Origin of the sequence: Clostridium gelidum, from assembly GCF_019977655.1 — a bacterium.
Lineage (GTDB): Bacteria > Bacillota > Clostridia > Clostridiales > Clostridiaceae > Clostridium > Clostridium gelidum.
In genome coordinates, this window is the sequence record NZ_AP024849.1 from 1,938,733 (window position 1) to 1,960,824 (window position 22,092).

General features: G+C 28.1%; 14 protein-coding genes. All 14 read left to right on the top strand.

Features of this window, described 5'->3' with window-relative positions; translation table 11 throughout:
* The first annotated feature begins 7 nt into the window (after nt 1-7).
* The 14 genes from psyc5s11_RS08605 to psyc5s11_RS08670 all read left to right on the top strand — a co-directional run bounded on the left by psyc5s11_RS08605 (nt 8) and on the right by psyc5s11_RS08670 (nt 22,079).
* Nucleotides 8-772: an ABC transporter ATP-binding protein gene (locus tag psyc5s11_RS08605; protein ID WP_224037191.1), complete on the top strand. Its 765-nt coding sequence runs from the start codon at nt 8-10 to the stop codon at nt 770-772.
* The gene (locus psyc5s11_RS08610; protein ID WP_224037192.1) at nt 762-2,702 is read left to right on the top strand and encodes an FtsX-like permease family protein; all 1,941 of its coding nucleotides are present in this window, start codon (nt 762-764) and stop codon (nt 2,700-2,702) included. The genes psyc5s11_RS08605 and psyc5s11_RS08610 overlap by 11 nt, the downstream gene beginning before the upstream one ends.
* A 227-nt stretch (nt 2,703-2,929) precedes the next feature.
* Nucleotides 2,930-4,492: a P-loop NTPase family protein gene (locus psyc5s11_RS08615; protein WP_224037193.1), complete on the top strand. Its 1,563-nt coding sequence runs from the start codon at nt 2,930-2,932 to the stop codon at nt 4,490-4,492.
* 833 nt (nt 4,493-5,325) lie between these two features.
* A complete protein-coding gene (locus psyc5s11_RS08620) occupies nt 5,326-5,823 on the top strand; it encodes a chemotaxis protein CheW (protein WP_224037194.1) in 498 nt (165 codons plus the stop codon).
* A 68-nt stretch (nt 5,824-5,891) separates the two neighbouring features.
* Nucleotides 5,892-8,114, top strand: a complete 2,223-nt coding sequence (locus psyc5s11_RS08625; protein WP_224037195.1) for a methyl-accepting chemotaxis protein — start codon at nt 5,892-5,894, stop codon at nt 8,112-8,114.
* A gap of 560 nt (nt 8,115-8,674) precedes the next feature.
* Nucleotides 8,675-9,028 (top strand): response regulator, encoded by a 354-nt coding sequence (locus psyc5s11_RS08630; protein ID WP_224037196.1) that lies wholly within the window; start codon nt 8,675-8,677, stop codon nt 9,026-9,028.
* A 27-nt stretch (nt 9,029-9,055) separates the two neighbouring features.
* The gene (locus psyc5s11_RS08635) at nt 9,056-11,095 is read left to right on the top strand and encodes a chemotaxis protein CheA (RefSeq protein ID WP_224037197.1); all 2,040 of its coding nucleotides are present in this window, start codon (nt 9,056-9,058) and stop codon (nt 11,093-11,095) included.
* Nucleotides 11,096-11,115: 20 nt separating this feature from the next.
* Nucleotides 11,116-11,619 carry a chemotaxis protein CheW gene (locus tag psyc5s11_RS08640; RefSeq protein ID WP_224037198.1) on the top strand — a complete coding sequence of 168 codons (504 nt, stop codon included), beginning with the start codon at nt 11,116-11,118 and terminating at the stop codon, nt 11,617-11,619.
* A 60-nt stretch (nt 11,620-11,679) separates the two neighbouring features.
* Nucleotides 11,680-14,574, top strand: coding sequence for a methyl-accepting chemotaxis protein (locus psyc5s11_RS08645; protein ID WP_224037199.1), 2,895 nt, complete (start codon nt 11,680-11,682; stop codon nt 14,572-14,574).
* Nucleotides 14,575-14,721: 147 nt separating this feature from the next.
* Complete coding sequence (locus psyc5s11_RS08650) at nt 14,722-17,352, top strand: methyl-accepting chemotaxis protein (RefSeq protein ID WP_224037200.1); 2,631 nt, start codon at nt 14,722-14,724, stop codon at nt 17,350-17,352.
* 99 nt (nt 17,353-17,451) lie between these two features.
* The gene (locus tag psyc5s11_RS08655; protein WP_224037201.1) at nt 17,452-18,261 is read left to right on the top strand and encodes a CheR family methyltransferase; all 810 of its coding nucleotides are present in this window, start codon (nt 17,452-17,454) and stop codon (nt 18,259-18,261) included.
* A 6-nt stretch (nt 18,262-18,267) separates the two neighbouring features.
* Complete coding sequence (locus psyc5s11_RS08660) at nt 18,268-19,296, top strand: protein-glutamate methylesterase/protein-glutamine glutaminase (RefSeq protein WP_224037202.1); 1,029 nt, start codon at nt 18,268-18,270, stop codon at nt 19,294-19,296.
* A gap of 47 nt (nt 19,297-19,343) precedes the next feature.
* Nucleotides 19,344-21,644, top strand: a complete 2,301-nt coding sequence (locus psyc5s11_RS08665; protein ID WP_224037203.1) for a PAS domain-containing hybrid sensor histidine kinase/response regulator — start codon at nt 19,344-19,346, stop codon at nt 21,642-21,644.
* 33 nt (nt 21,645-21,677) lie between these two features.
* Entirely contained in the window at nt 21,678-22,079 is a 402-nt protein-coding gene (locus tag psyc5s11_RS08670) for a response regulator (protein ID WP_224037204.1), read from the top strand.
* The last annotated feature ends 13 nt before the right edge of the window (nt 22,080-22,092 follow it).

Consider the following 22,092-nt stretch of genomic DNA (forward strand, 5'->3'; position numbering starts at 1 on the left):
ATTAATTATGAGTATGCTAAGTGTTCAAGACTTAACTAAAATATATAATGGAGAAGATGGACAAAGGTCTACTACTGCCTTAAATGGAATATCTTTTGAAGTTGACAAAGGTGAATTTGTAGGGATAATGGGTCCATCAGGTAGTGGAAAAACTACTTTGTTAAATATTCTAAGTGGAATAGATAGGTTAACCACGGGAAGTGTTAAGATAAACAAAAAAGATATTGCAAAGATGGACAAGGATGAAATAGCTTTATTTAGAAGGTGTGAGATTGGATTCATATTTCAAGATTTTAATTTATTAGATAGCTTAACTTTAAAAGAAAATGTAATGCTTCCGTTGGTGTTAGATAAAAAATCAGCTGAAGAAATGGAAAATAAGGCTAAAGAGCTTATGAGCATGTTTGAGATATATGGAATTGCAAATAAATATCCATATAATGTATCAGGTGGTCAACAGCAAAGAACTGCAGTAAGTAGAGCATTAGTAAATAATCCTTCAATAGTATTTGGGGATGAGCCTACGGGGAATTTAGATTCAAGATCAGCAAGGAGCATTATGGAGTGCTTTGAAAAGATGAATAAGGAACTGAAATCAACAATGCTTATTGTTACTCATGATGTTTTTGCTGCAAGTTATTGTAATAGAGTGATTTTTATTAAGGATGGAAGGCTACATTCTCAAATTATCAAAAAAGGAGATAGAAAAGAATTTTTAGACAATATTATGAACTCCTTGGCGTTACTTGGAGGGGATAGATATGACATTTAAAGATGTTGCAATAAAGAATTTTAAAGGAAGTATAAGAAAATATATTACATATTATTTATGCAATAGTTTTATTATTATGACATTTTTTATGTATTCAACATTAATGTTCAACGATAAATTATCTAATTCAGACCAAGTGGCAAAAGGTGCTTTAGATACTCTAAAGATTCCAAGTGTTTCATTAGTATTATTCTCAATAGTTTTTATTAGTTATGCTCATTCAACTTTTATTAGAGGAAGAAAAAAAGAATTTGGATTATTTATGAGTTTGGGAATGTCTATAGGCGACATAAGAAGAATAATTGTTTATGAAAATATTTTTATTGGAGTGGCAGCAATCATATTAGGGATTATATCGGGTTTAGTTTTCTCTAGATTATTTTTTCTGATTATAATTAAATCAATGGAAATTACAGGCATTGAATATATAATTGGAATTAAAAATTTTCTATTTCCAATAGGCATCTTTATACTAATATATTTGGTTAACATGTTAGTAACAATGATATCTACATGTAAATTTGAAATTATAAAGCTCATAAAGGAAGAGAAAAAAAATCAATATAATAAAATAAATAACCCTAGGTTAGCATTAGTAGGTTTTGGACTTGTATTAGGAATGTCAATTATACTATATATAGAAGTTAATTTAACAACTAATTTGCTATTTGAAAGCATGATTATAATTGCAATTGGAACTTATCTTATGATTTCTCAATTTGGAGGATTTTTAATAAAAATAAGTAAAAAGAATAAAAATAAGTATTATAAAAACTTATTGTTTATTACAAATATAAATAGCAAGTTTAAGGAAAATAAAAAAATAATTTTTATAACATCTATGCTAATTGCCGTAATAGTATTTTATTCGGGAATGACGTTAAGGTTTTATTTATGTGCAGAAAAAGAAGCAATAAAAAATAATACGTATGATATAACGTATTTAGAACTGGGAGAAAAAAATATAATACCAGATGAAAAAATAAATGAAATAGTAAAGAACAATGGTGAAGATATAGTAAGTAAAAATAATATTGAGTGTATATACTATTATGGAAAAGGAATATTTACAAGTAACGATGAAATTAATAAACTTAACAATGCAAATCTAGAGGTTGATAATGGAAGATATGTATATTTAACGCAGTATGAAGAACTAAGTGATCAAGAAGAATATATAAATCATGATACCAAATTAGAAATACCAATAAAAAATAATATATATGTATTGCAAAAAAGTAATAACTTATTTAAGGATATATTTAGAAGTGATATATATTGGCTTAATGATGTAGCGATATTAAATAAAAATGACTATGAATTTATTAAGAAAAAAAGTGACAACTATGAAATAGGAAATATTAAATTATATAACTTTAAGAATTGGGAAAATACTTATAAAATATCGGTAGAACTTGAGGACGCATTAAAAAATAATAATATAGGTAAACCTAATTTTAGGAAGAGTAATTTAAGCTTTAATGAAGATAACTATTTAAAAGTAGCATCAAAAATAGGAAATTATAAAGAGAATAAACAAGGTTCAGCAATATTAATATTTACATCATCATACCTTGGAGTATTTTTCTTTGTAGCAATTTCAATAATTTTATTTTTAAAACTATTATCATCTGTAGATTGTGATAAAAATAAATATCAAAGCATGTACAAAATAGGGATGACAGAAAAAGAAATAAAGAAACAAATAGAAAAAGAATTATTACCTATATTTTTTATAGGTCCAGTAATTGGATGCGGATTAGCATTTGTATATTCAATTGCTTTTTCAAAAGGTTCTTCTATAGAAGTTAGTAATTTTATTATAAAATGCGACTTAATTGTATTTATGCTATTTTTGATTATTCAAGTTGGATTTTTTAATATATGCAAGTATAAATATTCAAGGTTGATATTAGAATCTGAGAGATAAAGCGAGAAAACTCTGATAATATAATTAGTAGTAGAAAGACCTTTTTGATTTTTAGATTAAATATGTTAGAAAACATGCTGTAGTTTATAATATCATAGTTTTAGTATATAATTTTAATATAAGACAGAGAGTAATTATGAATTAGTTAATTTAGAACTTAGAAATAAATTTATATTTCAAATAAAAATCAGATATGAAAAGTATGGAAAGAAGGTGATTTTTTATTTATGCAAAAGAGATTTAATAGTACAGGAGTATGTGTTTCAAGAAAACATTATATGGTTGATATAAGTAATAAGCTTAAGGAAATAGAAAAACTAATAGATAGTGAATTTTATTTTACTATGAATAGACCAAGGCAATATGGAAAGACAACGACTTTAAGTCAGTTGAAAATATTATTAAAGGAAAAGTATTTAGTTATAAGTATTAGTTTTGAAGGAATTGGAGATAAGGCTTTTCAGCGTGAAGAAGATTTTTCAAAGGTTTTTATGGAAGTGTTAAGTGAAAATATGGCTATAAATTATGAAAATGAAAGTGAAAGACTGTTAGAATTATCAAAAAGTGTAAATGGTATTAAAGATTTATCAAAAGCAATAACTAAATTTATAAAAGAAACTTCAAAGGATGTAGTTTTAATTATAGATGAAGTAGATAAGAGTTCAAATAATCAATTGTTTTTGAGTTTTATAGGAATGCTTAGAAATAAGTATTTAGCTAGAGAAGTAGGGGAAGATTATACATTTAAATCAGTGATTTTAGCAGGAGTTCATGATGTGAAAAGCTTAAAATTAAAACTTAGGAAAGAAGATGAAGCAAAATATAATTCACCTTGGAACATAGCTGTAGATTTTAATGTAGATATGAGCTTTTCTAGTAATGAAATTGCATCAATGCTAGTAGAGTATCAAGAAGAGAATAATTTGACCATGGAGATTAAGGAGATTAGTGAAGAATTATATTTCTTTACAAACGGTTATCCATATTTAGTTAGTAGGCTTTGTCAGATTGTCGATGAGAAAATCTATATTGATGAAAAAAAAGCTTGGACCATAAATAATATCGAAAAAGCTGTTAAAATTATTAATGAAGAGACGAATACATTGTTTGAAAGTATAGTTAAGAATTTGGAGAACAATAGCGAACTTTATGATTTAACAAAGAGAATTTTAATAGATGGAGAACAATTTATTTTTAATCCATTAGATCCAGTAATAAGTCTAGGTATAACTAATGGTATATTTAAAAACGGTGAAAAAGGCGTGGAGATAAACAATAAGATATTTGAAGAAATAATTTATAATTATATGCTATCAAAAATAAGAACGTCCACTAAAAATATGAGTTTATATAATTTTAAAGCAAACTTTATAAAAGAAAATGGAGAACTAGATATAGAGAAGATTCTTAAAAGATTCATGCAGTTTATGAAAGAACAATATTCATCTAAAGATCAAGAATTCATAGAACATCATGGAAGGATACTGTTTTTAGCATTTATAAAGCCAATAATAAATGGTGTAGGCTTTGATTTTAAAGAAGTTCAAGTTTCAGAAGAAAAGAGATTGGATATTGTTATAACCTACAATAATTTTAAATATATAATTGAAATGAAAATATGGAGAGGGCAAAAATATCATGAAGATGGCATAAAACAGCTTTGTGATTATTTAGATATTCATTCTTTAGCAAATGGGTATTTGGTTATATTTAATTTCAATAAAAATAAGGAATTTAAGGAAGAAAAGATAAATGTTCAAGGTAAAGATATATTTGGAGTTTATGTGTAGTGGTAGTTAAAATAGAATGATATTTTTTGAAAATTTTCTAAAAAGGTGTACTTGAGTTGATTTAAAATATACTCAAGTACACTTTTTCTTTATTAAAATAGATATGCTATTAAATATTAGGCACAATCAAAAAAATAACAAGTCCATTTGCCAACCTATTTTCCATAATGGGAAGCTCGATTCGCATGCGCTCACTGAGTAAGCGATTCACACCAAATCATAGATTTGGGTTCACTGCTCACGTCAGTAAAATGCCATAATACTCGCTATGATGGCATTTTACTTCCTTGCCTGATGAAAAATATTCATGGCAGTTTTGGACTTGTTATTTATTTTCATGTGCCTAACTTTATCATTTTTATGTATTTTCTGAATGATAATTAAAACATAAAAATACAAGTATTGACATTTTGTTATAAACAGTTACAATTGTAATTAAGTAGTTTTCCATATAAGTTATGGATAATCACACTTATTAAATACTATTATACATTTTTTAAAAATATTAATAAAAAGTGAGAATACTACTGATATTTAAATTAGAATAGCTCATTTAATTTATTGTTAAGAAGGAGGAATATATGGATAATAAAGAATTAATGTTAGAGATGCTTATCTTTGAAACCTTCTAAATAGTAAAACAACTTTAGTAACTTATAATTGATAGGGAAGAATAAGAAAAATTGAAAACGATGCCAAAAATAAAATATTTAGAATAATGCATACTATAGAGGCGTCTTTTGGAATGACAATAAAAGTTAGGAAGTCAGTTTTTACAATCCCCCCTACATATATAAAGCAATCATTGTAAAAAATTAAAGAGGTGATTAAAAATGGAAGACTTATTACAAGAAATATTTGAAAGTGAAGAAGACACTCAAAAGGATAAATATCTTATATTTTCAATTGGTAAAGAATCATATGGTATTGATATTAAATATGTAATAGAGATTATAGGGATTGAGCCAATAACAGAAGTACTTGAATTGCCTAATTATATTAGAGGAGTAATAAATCTTAGAGGTAAGATAATCCCTGTAATGGATGTTAGACTAAAATTCAAAAAAGAAAAAAAAGAATATGATGACAGAACCTGTATTATAGTAGTTGAAATAGGAAGTATATGTATTGGCTTGATAATAGACAGAGTTCTAGAGGTCGCAAATATTGATAAAAATAACATTTCACCACAACCCAAGACTGGCTACAATAAGGATAATGGCAATAAATATATAAAAGGAATTGGCAAAATTAAAAATGAAATAAGGCTTCTTATAGATTGCCATAAACTGCTTGAGGAAGACGAAATAGAAGAATTAAAAAATAATTAAATTTAATAAACTTATTAAATTATTTATTAATTAGATAAATTTTATGGGAAATAGAGAGGGGTATAATTATGAGATGGTTTACTGATTTGAAAATAAGTAAAAAGTTAATATCAAGTTTTATATTAATAGCATTAATTTCTGGAGCAATGGGTGTTTATGGAATTTATTCTTTAAAATCTATTGATAAATCGGATACGGAATTATATAAAAATATGACAGTACCTATTTCAGAATTGGGAGAGTTAGGTACTAACTTTCAAACATTAAGAGTTGATATAAGGGATATGTTAAGTGCACAATCATCTGAAGATGTTGCAACTAAAACAAAGGAAATTGAGGAAATAAGATCAAATATTACTAAATTAGGAAATTCAATTGAAAAAACTCTTGTAACAAGTGAAGTGAAAAAACAATATGATATTTTCGTTGAAGCTAGAAAAGTATATGGACCAGAACTTGATAAAGTTATAGAATTTGCAAAAGCAAATAAAAAAGATGAAGCTATTGCTAAGAATAATCAAAATGTTCAATCAGGACAAGCAGAAGAAAATGCTATTAAAAATTTAATTTCGGCAACGACTAATGCTGCAAAAGAAAAAAGTGATTTAAATTCTAAAAATGCTGATACAACAATAAGCATAATGCTTGTGGTAATTGCTATTGTTATAATTATATCAATATTAATTGGACTATACATTTCTGGTTTAATCACTAAACCATTAAAAAAAGTATTATATATGATTGAGGAGATGAGTAAAGGTCATCTTAGTGAAAGGGCAGATATAAATACAAATGATGAAGTAGGACAAATGGCTAAAGCAATGGATTTTTTTGCTGATAATTTGCAGACTAATGTAATTAATGTTATGAATAAAATCGCCGAAGGTGATGTGAGTATGGATATATCTATAAAAGATGAAAAAGATGAAATATCTCCAGCTTTAAATAAAGTGGTAGAAGTTATAAATAGAATTAATAAAGGACTTGTTAATCTTACGAAAGAAACAAGCGAAGGAAAATTAGATTCAAGAGGCCGTGAACATTTATATTCAGGAGCATGGAAAGAAATTGTAGTTGGAATTAATGGATTAATAGAGGCCGTTGTAAAGCCAATTCAAGAAGTAACCAGTGTTATGAGTGAAATATCTAAAGGAAATTTGAATATTCCAGTAAGTGGATATTATAAAGGTGAATTTGGAATATTGGCAAACGCTGTAAATTCTACAGAAGAAAGTTTGAAAGGTATTGTTGGAGAAATTTCTGAAATCATAGGAGAAATTTCAAAAGGTAATCTTGCAATTGAAAATATCAAAGAATTTGATGGGGATTTCAGAAGTATTTCTGTTTCATTAAATACAATAATAGATTCCTTAAATTCAGTACTTAGTGAAATAAATACTGCGTCAGATCAAGTGTTTACAGGATCAAGTCAGGTTTCAGATGGTAGTCAAGCACTATCTCAAGGCGCCACAGAACAAGCAAGTGCTATAGAAGAATTAACATCTTCTATAACAGAAGTGGCATCACAAACTAAGGAAAATGCTATTAATGCAAACCAAGCTAAGGATCTTGCTCTTAAGGTAAAGGAAAATGCCGAGGAAGGCAATAAGCATATGAGTGAAATGCTTAAATCCATGAGTGAAATAAATGAATCTTCTGCAAATATTTCAAAAATAATAAAGGTAATAGATGAAATAGCTTTTCAAACTAATATACTTGCACTTAATGCAGCAGTGGAAGCAGCAAGGGCAGGTCAACATGGTAAAGGTTTTGCCGTGGTTGCAGAAGAAGTAAGAAATTTAGCAGGAAGAAGTGCAAATGCAGCTAAAGAAACTACAGCTCTTATTGAAGGTTCTATAAAAAAATCCGAAAAAGGTACTGAGATTGCAAATAATACAGCAAAAGCTTTACATGAAATAGTAGATGGTGTATCAAAAGCAGCGGTGCTTGTAGCGGAAATAGCAGCATCTTCAAATGAACAAGCTACTGGTATTTCACAAATAAACCTAGGAATTGAACAGGTATCACAAGTTGTTCAAACAAATTCAGCAACTGCTGAGGAAAGTGCAGCAGCTAGTGAGGAACTTTCAAGTCAATCACAAATGCTTAAAGAGATGGTTTCTAGTTTTAAACTTAAAAATAGTAATGGTAGGCAATTAAATAATGAAAATAAAAACTATAGAAATAAACAATATTATAATAGAGAAAACAATATGGCTTTGAAAGAGGTAGCAGTTACATCTAGTAAACCCAAAATAGCTTTAAGTGATAAAGAATTCGGCAAATATTAAATTATTAATATTCAAAAGAGGAAAGTTTATATAAAGAAATTTTTTAACTTTCCTCTTTTTTTATAATTAAGGCACATGAAAATAAATAACAAGTCCAAAACTGCAATGAAAATAAAAAAATATGGGTTCTTTAAAAAAGTTGATGAACTATATTTTTAATATTAGTAAAACGAGAAAAATAGAGAATTATTTAATTTAATAATATAATTTTATAATTAGTATTATGTTATATAACACTTATGTAACATAATGATGCAAGTATTGACATTTTGTCATAAATCAGTACAATTATAAGTAGACAGTTAGTTAATATAAAGTATGGAATTCGTGCAAATAATTGCACATAATACAATTATTTTAAAATTATAGTTAGCAATTACAATTAGAAGTAAAATGTTATCTATATTAAAATGGTTTTATGAAAAGACATAAGCAACTAGAAAACAAATAAGCACAATTGATTTAATAAATAAGTAATAGGACTGGAATTGTTTCAAAGGTGAAAATAATGAAATCTATTTAAAATATTTTGAATGTACATTAGAGGGAGGCTTTTATTTATGAAAAAAATACTTGTAGTTGATGATGCAGCTTTTATGAGGCTAACAATAAAAACAATGCTTGATAAAAATGGATTCGAAGTTGTAGGCGAAGCAGAAAATGGACGTAAGGCTATTGAAATGTATAAAATGTTAAAACCTGATATTGTTACAATGGATATAACAATGCCAGATATGGGTGGAGTAGAAGCTTTAACTGAAATAATTAAATTTGATCCTAAAGCAACTGTACTTATGTTAAGTGCTATGGGACAAGAAGGTATAGTTAAAGACGCAGTTATTAAAGGAGCTAAAGGGTTTATAATAAAACCATTTAAAGAAGAATATCTTTTAAAAGCATTGAGTAAATTTTAACAGACATAATTAAAAGGGGTGGGTTATATGGATAGTAAAGAACCAATGTTAGAGATGTTTATTTTTGAAACATTTGAAATGATAGAACAACTTCAACAACTGATAATTGATAGTGAAAAGATAGAAAAACTTGAACCAGATGCGATAAATGAAATATTTAGAATAATGCATACTATAAAAGGTTCTTCTGGAATGATGATGTTTGATAACATTGCTAATATTTCTCATACCATAGAAGATTTATTTTATTTTGTTAGAGAATCAAAACCTAAAAAAATTGATTATTCAAGTCTTACAGATTTAGTTCTAGAAGGAAGCGACCTTATAAAAGCAGAGACAGAAAAAATAAATAGTGATAAAGAGGCAGATGGAGACTTCACTTTATTTATCGGAAAAGCAAATAAATTTTTAGAGGTTTTAAAAGAATCCAATAAAATGTCAGAAAATTCAGATAATAACAATGGGAATAAAGTAGTTATAGAGACAAATGAAGAACAAAAATATTATTTGAGTAATGATAAAATCGATGAGAATATTAATTTGTTTTGTGCTACATTATTTTTTGAAGAAGAATGTGAAATGGAGAACATAAGATGCTTTACTATTATTCACAAACTTAAAGAAATTGCAGAAGTTTCATATTTTTATCCAGAAGATATTATTGAAAACAACGATACTTGTGAAATTATAAAACAGCAAGGTTTTAAAATATTTTTTAGAGCTAACAATAGTAAAGAAGAAATTAGAGAATGTTTTATGGAAACAGTATTTTTAGATAAGATTGATATTAAGCAGTTTGATGATGAAAACGAGTTTGATAAGAATTTTAAAAAGAAAGATGAAAATCAAGCGGAAGTTATTATTAATAATGTGAATGAAAATGAAAAAATAATTTCTAAAAATACACACAAACAAAATTTAATTAGTGTTGATGTTAATAAGTTAGACATGCTTATGGACTTGGTTGGAGAATTGGTTATTTCAGAAGCCATGGTAACTAAAAATTCGGAAATTTCTGAATTACATTTAGATAGCTTCAACAAAGCAGCAAGACAACATAGAAAAAGACTTGCAGATCTTCAAGATGTTGTTATGTCAATAAGAATGGTATCGATTGCGCCAACACTAAACAAGATGAACAGAATAGTTAGAGACATGTGTAAAAAACTAAATAAGGAAGCAGAACTTGAAATAATAGGACAAGATACAGAAGTAGATAAAAATATCATAGAACATATAGGTGATCCTTTAATGCATATAATAAGAAATTCCATGGATCATGGTATAGAAACAGAGGAAAAAAGAGTTGCAAGTGGTAAGATTCCTAAAGGAAAACTAACCATTGAAGCTAAAAATACTGGCGGAGAAGTTTGGATTATTATAAAAGATGATGGTAAGGGTCTTAATAAAGATAAAATATTAAAAAAAGCAAGAGAACATGGATTAATTAAAGGAAAAGAAAGTGATTTGACAGATAAAGAAATCTATTCAATGATATTTCTACCTGGATTTTCAACAAATGAAAATGTTACTGAATTTTCAGGGCGTGGAGTTGGAATGGATGTAGTTACAAAGGAAATTGAAAAAATTAGAGGTACTGTAACCGTTGATAGCATAGAAGGAAAAGAAACAACAACTTCAATAAAAATTCCTTTAACCCTAGCAATTATTGATGGGATGACAATAAAAGTTGGCAATTCAACTTTTACAGTTCCTGTTATGGCTATTAGACAATCATTCATAATTAAAAAGGAAGATATAATTAAAGATCTTGATAACAAAGAAATGATACTTTTAAGAGGGGAATGTTATTCTATATTAAGACTACATGAACTTTATGATATTAAAACAGATGTAGTAAATATTGAAGATGGCATTGTAATTATGATTGAAGATCAAGGTAAAGTGAGATGCATTTTTGCAGATGCACTTATTGGAGAGCAACAAGTTGTAATTAAGGCACTACCAAATTATATTAAAAAAGTAAATGGAGTAAGTGGATGTTCATTACTTGGGGATGCCACTATAAGCTTGATACTTGATGCATCAGAGATTGTCAATATGTAAAAAATTAAGGAGGGATTAATATGGCAGAATTACTACAGGATTTTATTGAAAGTGAAGAAGATACTCAAAAGGATAAATATCTTATATTTTCAATTGGTAAAGAAGCATATGGTATTGATATTAAATATGTAATAGAAATTATAGGTATTGAACCAATAACAGAAGTACCTCAATTGGAAAATTACATTAAAGGAGTAATAAATCTTAGGGGAAAGATAATACCAGTCATGGACGTTAGGCTTAAATTTAAAAAAGAAGAAAAGGAATATGATGATAGGACTTGTATTATAGTTGTTGAAATAGAAGGTATATGTATTGGGTTAATAATAGACAGAGTTTTAGAGGTCGTGAGTATTGATGAAAATAATATATCACCACCACCTAAGACAAGTTCCAATAAAGACAATGCCAATAAATATATAAAAGGCATTGGTAAAATTCAAAATGAAGTAAGGCTTCTTATAGAGTGCCATAAACTTCTTGAAGAAGATGAACTAGAAGAATTAAAAAATAAAGAAATATAATAAAGCAATAAAAAAGTATTAAAAGGGTAATTTTTATGAGAATTAGGGAGGGGTGTAGTAATGAAGTGGTTTTTAAATCTAAAAACAAAAAGTAAGATTTTGGCTGGTTTTTTTACAATTGTTATCTTAATGGGGATTGTAGGGTGTGTTGGAATTTTAAATCTTCAAAAGATTAATACGCTAGACACTGAATTATATGAAAATAATACAAAACCTATTAGTTTAATGAATATTATACAAGTTGATATACAAAAAAATAAAGTAATAGCTAGGAATATGATAATTGAAAATGATGTAAATACAAATAGAGATAGTAAAAATGTAATGATTGAAACCGATAAAGAAATAAATAAGACTTTGGATTTGTTTAAAAGTAGTATCCAAGATCGAAGTATAATTGATGAATACAATAATTTAAGAGCAAACATAGATAAATATATACCAGTTAGAGATAAAGTAATGGAATTAGCAACTCAAAACAAAAATGATGAAGCCATTAGTATTATGAATGGTGAAGCTAGTATTCTTGGCAAAGCTGTGGATGATTCAGCATCGAAACTTATTTCATTAACAGAAGTTAGTGGTAAGGAAAAAGCAGACGCCAATTCAAAAACTGCCAGTACTGCAATAATTACTATGATTGGAATAATTCTTGTGGGAACAATTGTTGCCATAGCATTGGGAGTTATAATATCAGGATTAATTAGTAAACCAATAAATAGAATATTATATATGCTTGAAGAAATGAGTAAAGGCCATCTTGGTGAAAGAGCAGATATGAAGACAACTGATGAAGTAGGAAAAATGGCTAAGTTAATGGATTCTTTTGCACATGGTTTACAGAATGATGTAATTGGTGCTATGAATAAAATTGCAAAAGGCGATATGAATATTGATATAACTATGAAAGATGAAAAGGATGAAATAACTCCTGCTTTGAAGAAAGTGGTAGAAAATATAAAAGCATTAGTAGCAGATGCAAATATGTTATCAAATGCGGCTATAGAAGGAAAATTTGAGACAAGGGCTGATGCAAGCAAGCATGATGGAGATTTTAAAAAAGTCATAGATGGTGTAAATGGTACATTAGATACTGTAGTAGACAAAGTTGTTTGGTATGAGGCTATTATAGATGCTATACCTTTCCCAATTCATGTTACAGATAATGATATGAATTGGACATATATGAATAAGTCATTTGAAAATCTTATGATTAATCAAGGTGTTATTAGAGATCGTAAATCGGGATATGGACTCGCATGTAGTCATGCAGGTGCTACTATATGTAATACTGAAAAATGTGGAATTAAGCAGCTTCATAAAGGCAACCCAGAAAGTTTCTTTGACTGGTGTGGTATGAACAATAAACAAGATACAGCATATTTAAAAAATAAAAAAGGTGAAAGTGTTGGATATGTTGAAGTTGTAACAGATTTAACACCTATTATTAGAGTAAGCGACTATACAAAACTTGAAGTTAAGAGGCTTGAAGGAAACTTGAAGTTACTTTCAAAGGGAAATACTAATTTTGATCTTAAGATTAAGGAAGCAGATAAATATACTGGTGAAGTTAGCGAACAATTTGAAGGAATATCAAATAGCTTAAAAGATGCTAAGAATGCAGTTGATAATCTTGTAGTAGATGCAAATATGCTATCAGAGGCAGCTGCAGAAGGAAAGTTAGACAAAAGAGCAGATATAGAAAAACACAATGGGGACTTTAAAAAGATAGTAGCGGGAGTAAATGAATTAATTGGAGAAATGGTAAAACCAATTCAAGAAGTTACTGCTGTTATGAGTGAAATATCTAAAGGAAATTTAGAAGTTCCAGTAAGTGAAGGTTACAAAGGTGAATTTGGAGTATTAGCAAATGCTGTTAATGCTACAGAAAAAGGTTTGAAAGATGTTGTTGAAGAGATTTCTGAGGTTATAGGAGAAATTTCACAAGGTAACCTTGCAATTGAAAACGTCAAAGATTTTCATGGCAATTTCAAAAGTATATCTGTTTCATTAAATACAATAATAGATTCTTTAAATTCAGTTCTTAGTGAAATAGATACTGCGTCAGATCAAGTTTATACAGGATCGAGTCAGGTTTCGGATGGTAGCCAAGCACTATCTCAAGGCGCTACAGAGCAAGCAAGTGCCATAGAACAATTGACATCTTCTATAACAGAAGTAGCAGCACAAACTAAGGAAAATGCTATTAATGCAAACCAAGCTAAGGATCTTGCGCTTAATGTAAAGGAAAAGGCTGAAGAAGGTAATAGACATATGAGTGAAATGCTCAAATCTATGGGCGAAATAAATGAGTCTTCTGCAAATATTTCAAAAATAATAAAGGTAATAGATGAAATAGCTTTCCAAACTAATATACTTGCACTTAACGCAGCAGTGGAAGCAGCAAGAGCAGGTCAGCATGGTAAAGGATTTGCAGTAGTTGCTGAAGAAGTAAGAAACTTAGCAGCAAGAAGTGCAAATGCAGCTAAAGAAACTACAGCTCTTATTGAAGGTTCTATAAAGAAATCTGAAAAAGGTACTGAAATTGCAAATAATACAGCAAAAGCTTTATATGAAATAGTAGAAGGTGTATCAAAAGCGGCCACACTTGTAGCAGAAATAGCAGCATCTTCAAATGAACAAGCTACTGGTATCTCACAAATAAACCTAGGAATTGAACAGGTATCACAAGTTGTTCAAACAAATTCAGCAACTGCAGAAGAAAGTGCAGCAGCAAGTGAGGAACTTTCAAGCCAATCAGAGCTACTTAAAGAGATGGTTTCTAGTTTTAAACTTAAAAATGGTAATGGGAACAATTCATTGAATAATGGTACTAAAAATTATAAAAATAAACCATCGCGTAGTAGACAAAATAATGTTGCTTTTAAAGAAGCAGCAGTTACATCAAGTAAACCTAAAATAGCATTAAGCGATAACGAGTTCGGCAAATATTAAATTATTAAGAATTAATAGTGGAAAGTTAAAAGTTAAAAGAAAAATTATGTTTTAACTTTCCTCTTTTTATGATTAGTATTGGTGAAACATACAAAAGTATGTATAAAATAGGATGAATTTTATGAAAAGTAGGGAGGCGTATAATATATGAGTTGGTTTAATGAGTTGAAAATAAAAAATAAAATTAGTATGGTTTTTATAGTTATAATTGCAATGGAGAGTATCTTGTTTACTGTAGCTTATAAAGGTATGGGAAACATAACGTCTATAAAAGAATTACAAAATAATATGATTATATTTTTATTGTTTTTCATTATTATTACAATAGCGTTAGGCTTACTACTAATAAATTTAATTTGTAAACCTATGAAAAAACTTAATAGTATTGCTAAGAGCATTCAAAATGGTAATTTCAATGAATACATAGATGTAGAGGCCAATGATGAAATTGGCGAATTAGCTAATTCATTTAAAATAATATTAAAAAATATAAACAATTTAGTTGATGATTCTAATTTGATATTAAAATCTGTTAAAAAAGGAGATTTTGATATAAACTTGGATAAGTCAAAATATAATGGTGCATGGAAAGAGATATCTGAAAATAATTTAACAACTACAAATATATTTATAAAAAATATAAAAACAACTTCAGATTATATAAGTAAGATAAGTAACGGAGAAATCTCTAATAAGTATAACCAAGAAGAAGTTGGAGAATTTAATATTGCTAAAAATAATATTAATCAGCTCATTGATAATTTGAATGCCTTTATAGGTGATATACACTGGTTTAAGGAAACTATTAAAAAAGGGAATACAAGAGATAAAATAGATATTTCAAAATTCCAAGGCATTTATAAGGACATAGTTGAAAGTATAAATGATACAACATGGGTATCCATGGATGTGTTTATAAAATTGTTTGAAGTACTTAAAGCATACTCAAAAGGAGATTTTTCAGTTGAACTTGAAAAATTCCCAGGTAGATATGGATTAGTAAATGAACATGTGGAAGATTTAAGACAAAATCTATTAAATATATCTAAAGAACAAATTAATATAGCTAATGAAATTAAACAAGGAGATTTGTCTAAAAGAGTAGATGCATCTAAATTTAGTGGTTCATGGGCTGAAATGATTGGTGGAATTAATGGAATAATAGATGCATTTGTTGATCCTATAACTATAACAGCTGATTACGTAAAGAGAATAGGTAATGGTGAGGTACCAGATAAGATTGAAAAAATATATCATGGTGAATTCAACCAAATAAAGAACAATTTAAATTTATTAGTAGATACTTTAAATATGTTTGTAAAAGATGTAAATTGGATGAATGAAACCTTTAAATTAGGTAATACAAGAGATAAAATAGATGTTTCAAAGTTCAATGGGGTATATAAACAAATGGCACAAAGTGTAAATGATGGAATGTGGATATCTGTAGAAGCATTAATCAAAATATTTGCCGTATTAAAATCCTATTCAGAAGGCGATTTTTCAGTTGAACTTGAAAAGTTACCTGGAAGATATGGTATCGCAAATGAAAGTTTAAATAATCTAAAAATTAACATCCTTAAAGTTGTAGCAGAAGAGATACGAGTTCTTGAAGCAGCAGCAGATGGTAATTTACAAATTAGGGGTGAAAGTGAAGAATTTACTGGAAGCTTTAAAGAACTTATAAATATAATAAATAAAGCTATAGATGCTTTTGGTAAACCTATAAGGGAAATAGATAACGCTTTAAATGAAATGGCAAAGGGAAACTTGGATATAGATGTTGAAAATTCTTATAGCGGTGACTATGCAAGTATAATAAATGCATTAAATTCGTCAATACAAACAATTAATGAAGTGTTTACTGATATAAATATATCTGCAAATGATGTGGCAGTAGGATCAAGTCAAGTTTCAGATGGTAGCCAAGCACTATCTCAAGGAGCTACAGAACAAGCAAGTGCCATAGAACAATTGACATCTTCTATAACAGAAGTAGCAGCACAGACTAAGGAAAATGCTATTAATGCAAATCAAGCTAAGGATCTTGCTCTTAAGGTAAAGGAAAATGCAGAGGAAGGCAATAGACATATGAGTGAAATGCTTAAATCTATGAGTGAAATAAATGAATCTTCTGCCAATATTTCAAAAATAATAAAAGTAATAGATGAAATAGCTTTCCAAACTAATATTCTTGCACTTAATGCAGCAGTGGAAGCAGCTAGAGCAGGTCAACATGGTAAAGGCTTTGCAGTAGTTGCAGAAGAAGTAAGAAACTTAGCAGCAAGAAGTGCAAATGCAGCTAAAGAAACTACAGCACTTATTGAAGGTTCTATAAAGAAATCTGAAAAAGGTACTGAAATTGCAAATGAAACAGCAAAAGCTTTATATGAAATAGTAGGTGGAGTGTCAAAAGCAGCAACTCTTGTAGCAGAAATAGCAGCATCTTCGAATGAACAAGCTACTGGTATTTCACAAATAAACCTTGGAATTGAACAAGTATCACAAGTTGTTCAAACAAATTCAGCAACAGCAGAAGAAAGCGCAGCAGCTAGTGAGGAACTTTCAAGTCAATCAGAATTACTTAAAGAGAGAGTGTCTAGTTTTAAACTTAAAAATAGTAATGAGAATTTTGGTAGTTCATTAAATAATGGCTCTAAAAATTATAAAAATAAACAATATTACAGTAGAGAAAATAATGTTGCTTTTAAAGAAGTAGCAGTTACATCCAATAAACCTAAAATAGCATTAAGCGATAAAGAGTTTGGTAAATATTAAATTATTGATATTAAAAATTGGAGAGTTGAAAATTTAAAGAATTTTTTGTTTTAACTTTCCGCTTTTTTTATAAATAATTTTAGAAAAGTCGGTGAATTTATGATTAATATAAAAGAAAATGAATTTATAGAACTTACTAAGTTTTTAAAGAATAATTATGGAATAAATTTAACCCATAAAAAAAATCTTATTGAAGGAAGATTGAATAACGTTCTTATTGAAAAAGGGTGTAATAGTTTTAGAGAATACCTCGATTATGTTTACGCAGATATTACAAAAAATGAATTGACAACACTAATTAATAAACTGACTACAAATCATACTTTCTTTATGAGAGAACAAGAACATTTTCAATTCTTTAAGAATCAGGTATTACCATCTTTGGCTACTACAGTTAAAAATAGAGATTTAAGAATATGGAGTGCAGGCTGTTCGTCAGGTGAAGAACCATATACTCTTGCAATGATAATGGAAGATTATTTTGCACAAGAAAAAAGTTTATGGGATAAGAAAATTTTAGCAACAGACATATCTGTTAATGTTCTCAAAACAGCAGATAAAGGTATATATAGTGTGGAAGGTTTAGAAAAAATGTCGGAAAGTTGGAAATTAAATTATTTTAATAAAATAGATAATGATACGTATAGAATAGATTCAAAATTAAAAAACGAAGTTATTTTTAGGGTATTTAATCTAATGGATGAATTTCCTTTTAAAAGAAAGTTCCATGTTATATTTTGTAGAAATGTTATGATTTATTTTGATCAAGAAACAAAGGATAGGCTTATAAGAAAATTTTATGACATGACTGAGGTAGGAGGATATCTGTTTATTGGGCTTTCAGAAGCTCTTAATAAAACAGAAAATCCATATAAATATATAATGCCTTCAGTTTACAGGAAAGGATAGGTTATTATGTATGCACGTAAAAGGGTAAAAGTGCTTGTGGTAGATGATTCTTTATTATTTAGAGAGGCAGTAGCAAGAGGACTAAGTAATGATAGAGGGATTGAGGTTGTAGGTACAGCTTCAAACCCATTTGAAGCACGGGATCTAATTATAGAACTGGAGCCTGACGTGCTCACTCTTGATATTGAAATGCCAAGAATGAATGGAATAGAATTCTTGGAAAAATTAATGCCTCAGTATCCTATGCCAGTTGTGGTAGTAAGTGCTTTAAGTGATAAAGTATTTGAAGCATTAAATGCAGGTGCAGTTGATTTTGTAACAAAACCAACTGGAGTAAATGGACTTGATGGATTTATCAATGAATTGATTGTAAAAGTAAAAATATCTTCAGTAGCAAAGGTTAGTCATCATAAAAATGATTATAGAAATAATGTATTAAATACTAATACCAATATAATTAAAAAGGATGTAATTATTGCAATTGGAGCTTCAACAGGTGGCACAGAAGCAATTGCTGATATAATTAGTGCTCTCCCAATAGAAATGCCAGGAATTGTAATTGTGCAGCATATGCCACCAGTATTTACTAAGATGTATGCAGAAAGGTTAAATGCTTCTTGTAAAATGGAAGTAAAGGAAGCAGAAACTGGAGATGAAATTATTTCTGGTAGAGTTTTAATTGCACCTGGTGATAAACATTTAAAAATAAATAAAAAAGGAAATTCATATATAGTGGAATGTTTTAATGGTGATAAAGTTAATGGTCATAAACCTTCTGTAGATGTTTTATTTAATTCTGTGGCAGAAAAGGTAGGTAGATCGGCTATTGGAATAATATTGACTGGCATGGGTTATGATGGAGCTAAAGGTCTTTTAAATATGAAACAAAAAGGTGCTATAACAATAGGACAAGATGAAAAATCGTGTGTAGTTTATGGGATGCCAAAAGTAGCTTATGATATTGGTGCAGTATTAAAACAAGTTTCTTTGAAAAATATACCTCAGGCAATTTATTCTATTATTAATAAAAGGTGAACCTACAAACTACAATATTTTTTTAAGTGGTAGGGGGATTGGGTAAAGTGCAGAGTAAAAAAACTGATTTAGAAATGGTTATGGACTATATGCCTGCAGTAATTATTATTACAGATGAAAATTTAATGATAAGATATCATAATACACCTCCCAATAATATTTTTGATAGAAATTTTAATGAAAATATGGATATGGGACCAGGGGACTATATAAATTGCGTTAATAGTTTTCTTTCACCTAGAGGATGCGGGAATAGTACTGCGTGTAATGACTGCAAAATAAGAAAAACAATTAAGGATACTATAAGGACTTTGATTCCAAGTGAGTATATTGAAATTCAACATACTATATTAGAGAATAATATATCTAAAAAGGTATGGTTTAAAATTAAAACAATTCCAATTGTAAAAGCTGGAAATAATCAAATTTTAGTGGTTATTACGGATATTACAGAATATAAGAAAATGGAAAATGAAAGTATAACTTTAAATAACTTTTATCATTCGCTTATAAAATATTTTCCGGAGATGTTATGGAAAATAGATGTAGATAAAAAATATGTTTATTTTAATGAAAATTGGGAGCAATTAACAGGACAAACTGCAGAAAAGTTAATGGAAGAAAATTGCATAATAGGTATGCACCCTGATGATGTTGAAAATCATTGCAAAAAATTGGCGGAAGTCTATGAGGATAATAACGCATTTGAAATTGAATACAGATTAAAAACACGATCGGGGAAATATAGCAATATTTTAAGTCGAGGTAATCCTATTTATAGTAAAAATGGTCAGTTTTCAGGATTTGTAGGAATAGATATTGATATTACAAAAAGTAAAAAGACAAATAAAGAGCTTATTAGACTTAAGAACGTATCAGAAGAAGCCAACAAAGCTAAAAGTGAGTTTCTAGCAAATATGAGCCATGAAATAAGAACTCCACTTAATGGAATAATAGGTATGACTGATTTAACATTGTCAACTGATCTTACAGAAGAACAAAGAGAAAATTTAGACGTTGTAAAAAACTGTGCTCATACTTTGCTTTCTTTAATAAATAATGTTTTAGATTTGTCAAAAATTGAAGCAGAAAAAGTTATTATTGAAGAGATAGACTTTGATATAAAGATTCTTATTCAAAGGGTTATATATACTAATTTAGTTAAGGCTAATGAAAATTATGTTCAATTACATTATAGTATTGATGAAGAAGTTCCTCAAATATTAATTGGAGATGCATATCGACTTGAGCAAATTTTAAATAATTTAATATCAAATGCTGTTAAATTTACAGATGGCGGAATTGTAATATTGAAGGTAAATAAAATAAGTAATATTAATGAAATTTTAGAAATTCAATTTATAGTTGAAGATACTGGCATTGGCATTAGTAAAGATGAAATGAAGCTTTTATTCAAAAGTTTTACTCAAGTTGATGGATCAATAACAAGGAAATATGGAGGCACGGGACTTGGACTTACAATTTCTAAAAATCTTGTGGAATTAATGGGTGGACGTATTGAAGTTGACAGTAAAAAAGGTAGTGGTAGTAAATTTTATTTTACTATTAAGTTAGAAGAAGCAAAAGGTATTATATTGAAATCAAAATTGAAAGTGAGTAGTACTAAAGATTTAAAAAATGACAGTATATTGCTAGTAGAAGATAATAATATAAATAAAATAGTAATTAAGAAAATGTTACAAGAAATAGGTTATAGTAGCATAAAAACTGCATCAAACGGCTTTGAAGCATTAAAGTTAATAGATGGTTATAATTTTGATATTATTTTAATGGATATTGAAATGCCAGAATTAGATGGAATTGAAACAACTCAAATTATTAGAGAAAATGAAAAAAAATCAGGTAAGCATATTCCTATTATAGCTGTCACTGCATATGCTTTAAAAGGTGATAGAGAAAAATTTCTATCTAAGGGTATGGATGAGTATATATCAAAACCAATAGATATAAATGAGCTTAGTGAAACGTTAGATAGAACTCAAAATAATAGTTGTAATAATAATACAAATATTATTAGCTCTTATTTAAAAAGTAATATAGATGATAGTGAAAATGATATTGTAGAGTTGTCTAAAGAAATTAAGAAGAATTTATTAGATTTGGTAGGAGAGCTAAATTCATACTTCAAAGTAGGAAAAGAAAGATCTAAGAATTATGATGAAATTGAAAGAATAGCTCACTATATAAAAATAAAATCAGAGGGAAATGATTTAAAGAATATAAAAACTTTAGCTTTTAAAATTGAACTTGCATCAAGAAAAAAGGATGATATTAATATACAAACTAATTTATATAAAATTTATAGTATATTAAAATGTGATATTTAGTCATATTATTAGAACAATAAGGAGGATTTAATTATGAAAATATTAATTGTGGAAGATGATTTGTCAAGTAGAAAATTTTTGTATAAATTTATGTCTAATTATGGTGATTGTGATATTACTGTAGATGGTATGGAAGGATTGGATGCTTATTTAATGGCATTAGATGAAGGGGAACATTATGATTTAATATGCTTAGATATTATGATGCCTAAGGTAGATGGAGTAAAAGTTTTGAAAACTATTCGAGAAATGGAAAAGCAGAGGGGTATTGAAGGCGAGAGAAAGGTAAAGATAATAATGACTACAGCATTAAATGATGTAGATTTAGTTAAAAATTCTTTTGATAGTGGTTGTGAGGTATATGCTAATAAACCTATTGATATAAAAAAACTAGAGAATGTAATGGAGAAACTAAATTTTAAAAAGAAGATATAATAAGTTGTGTGAA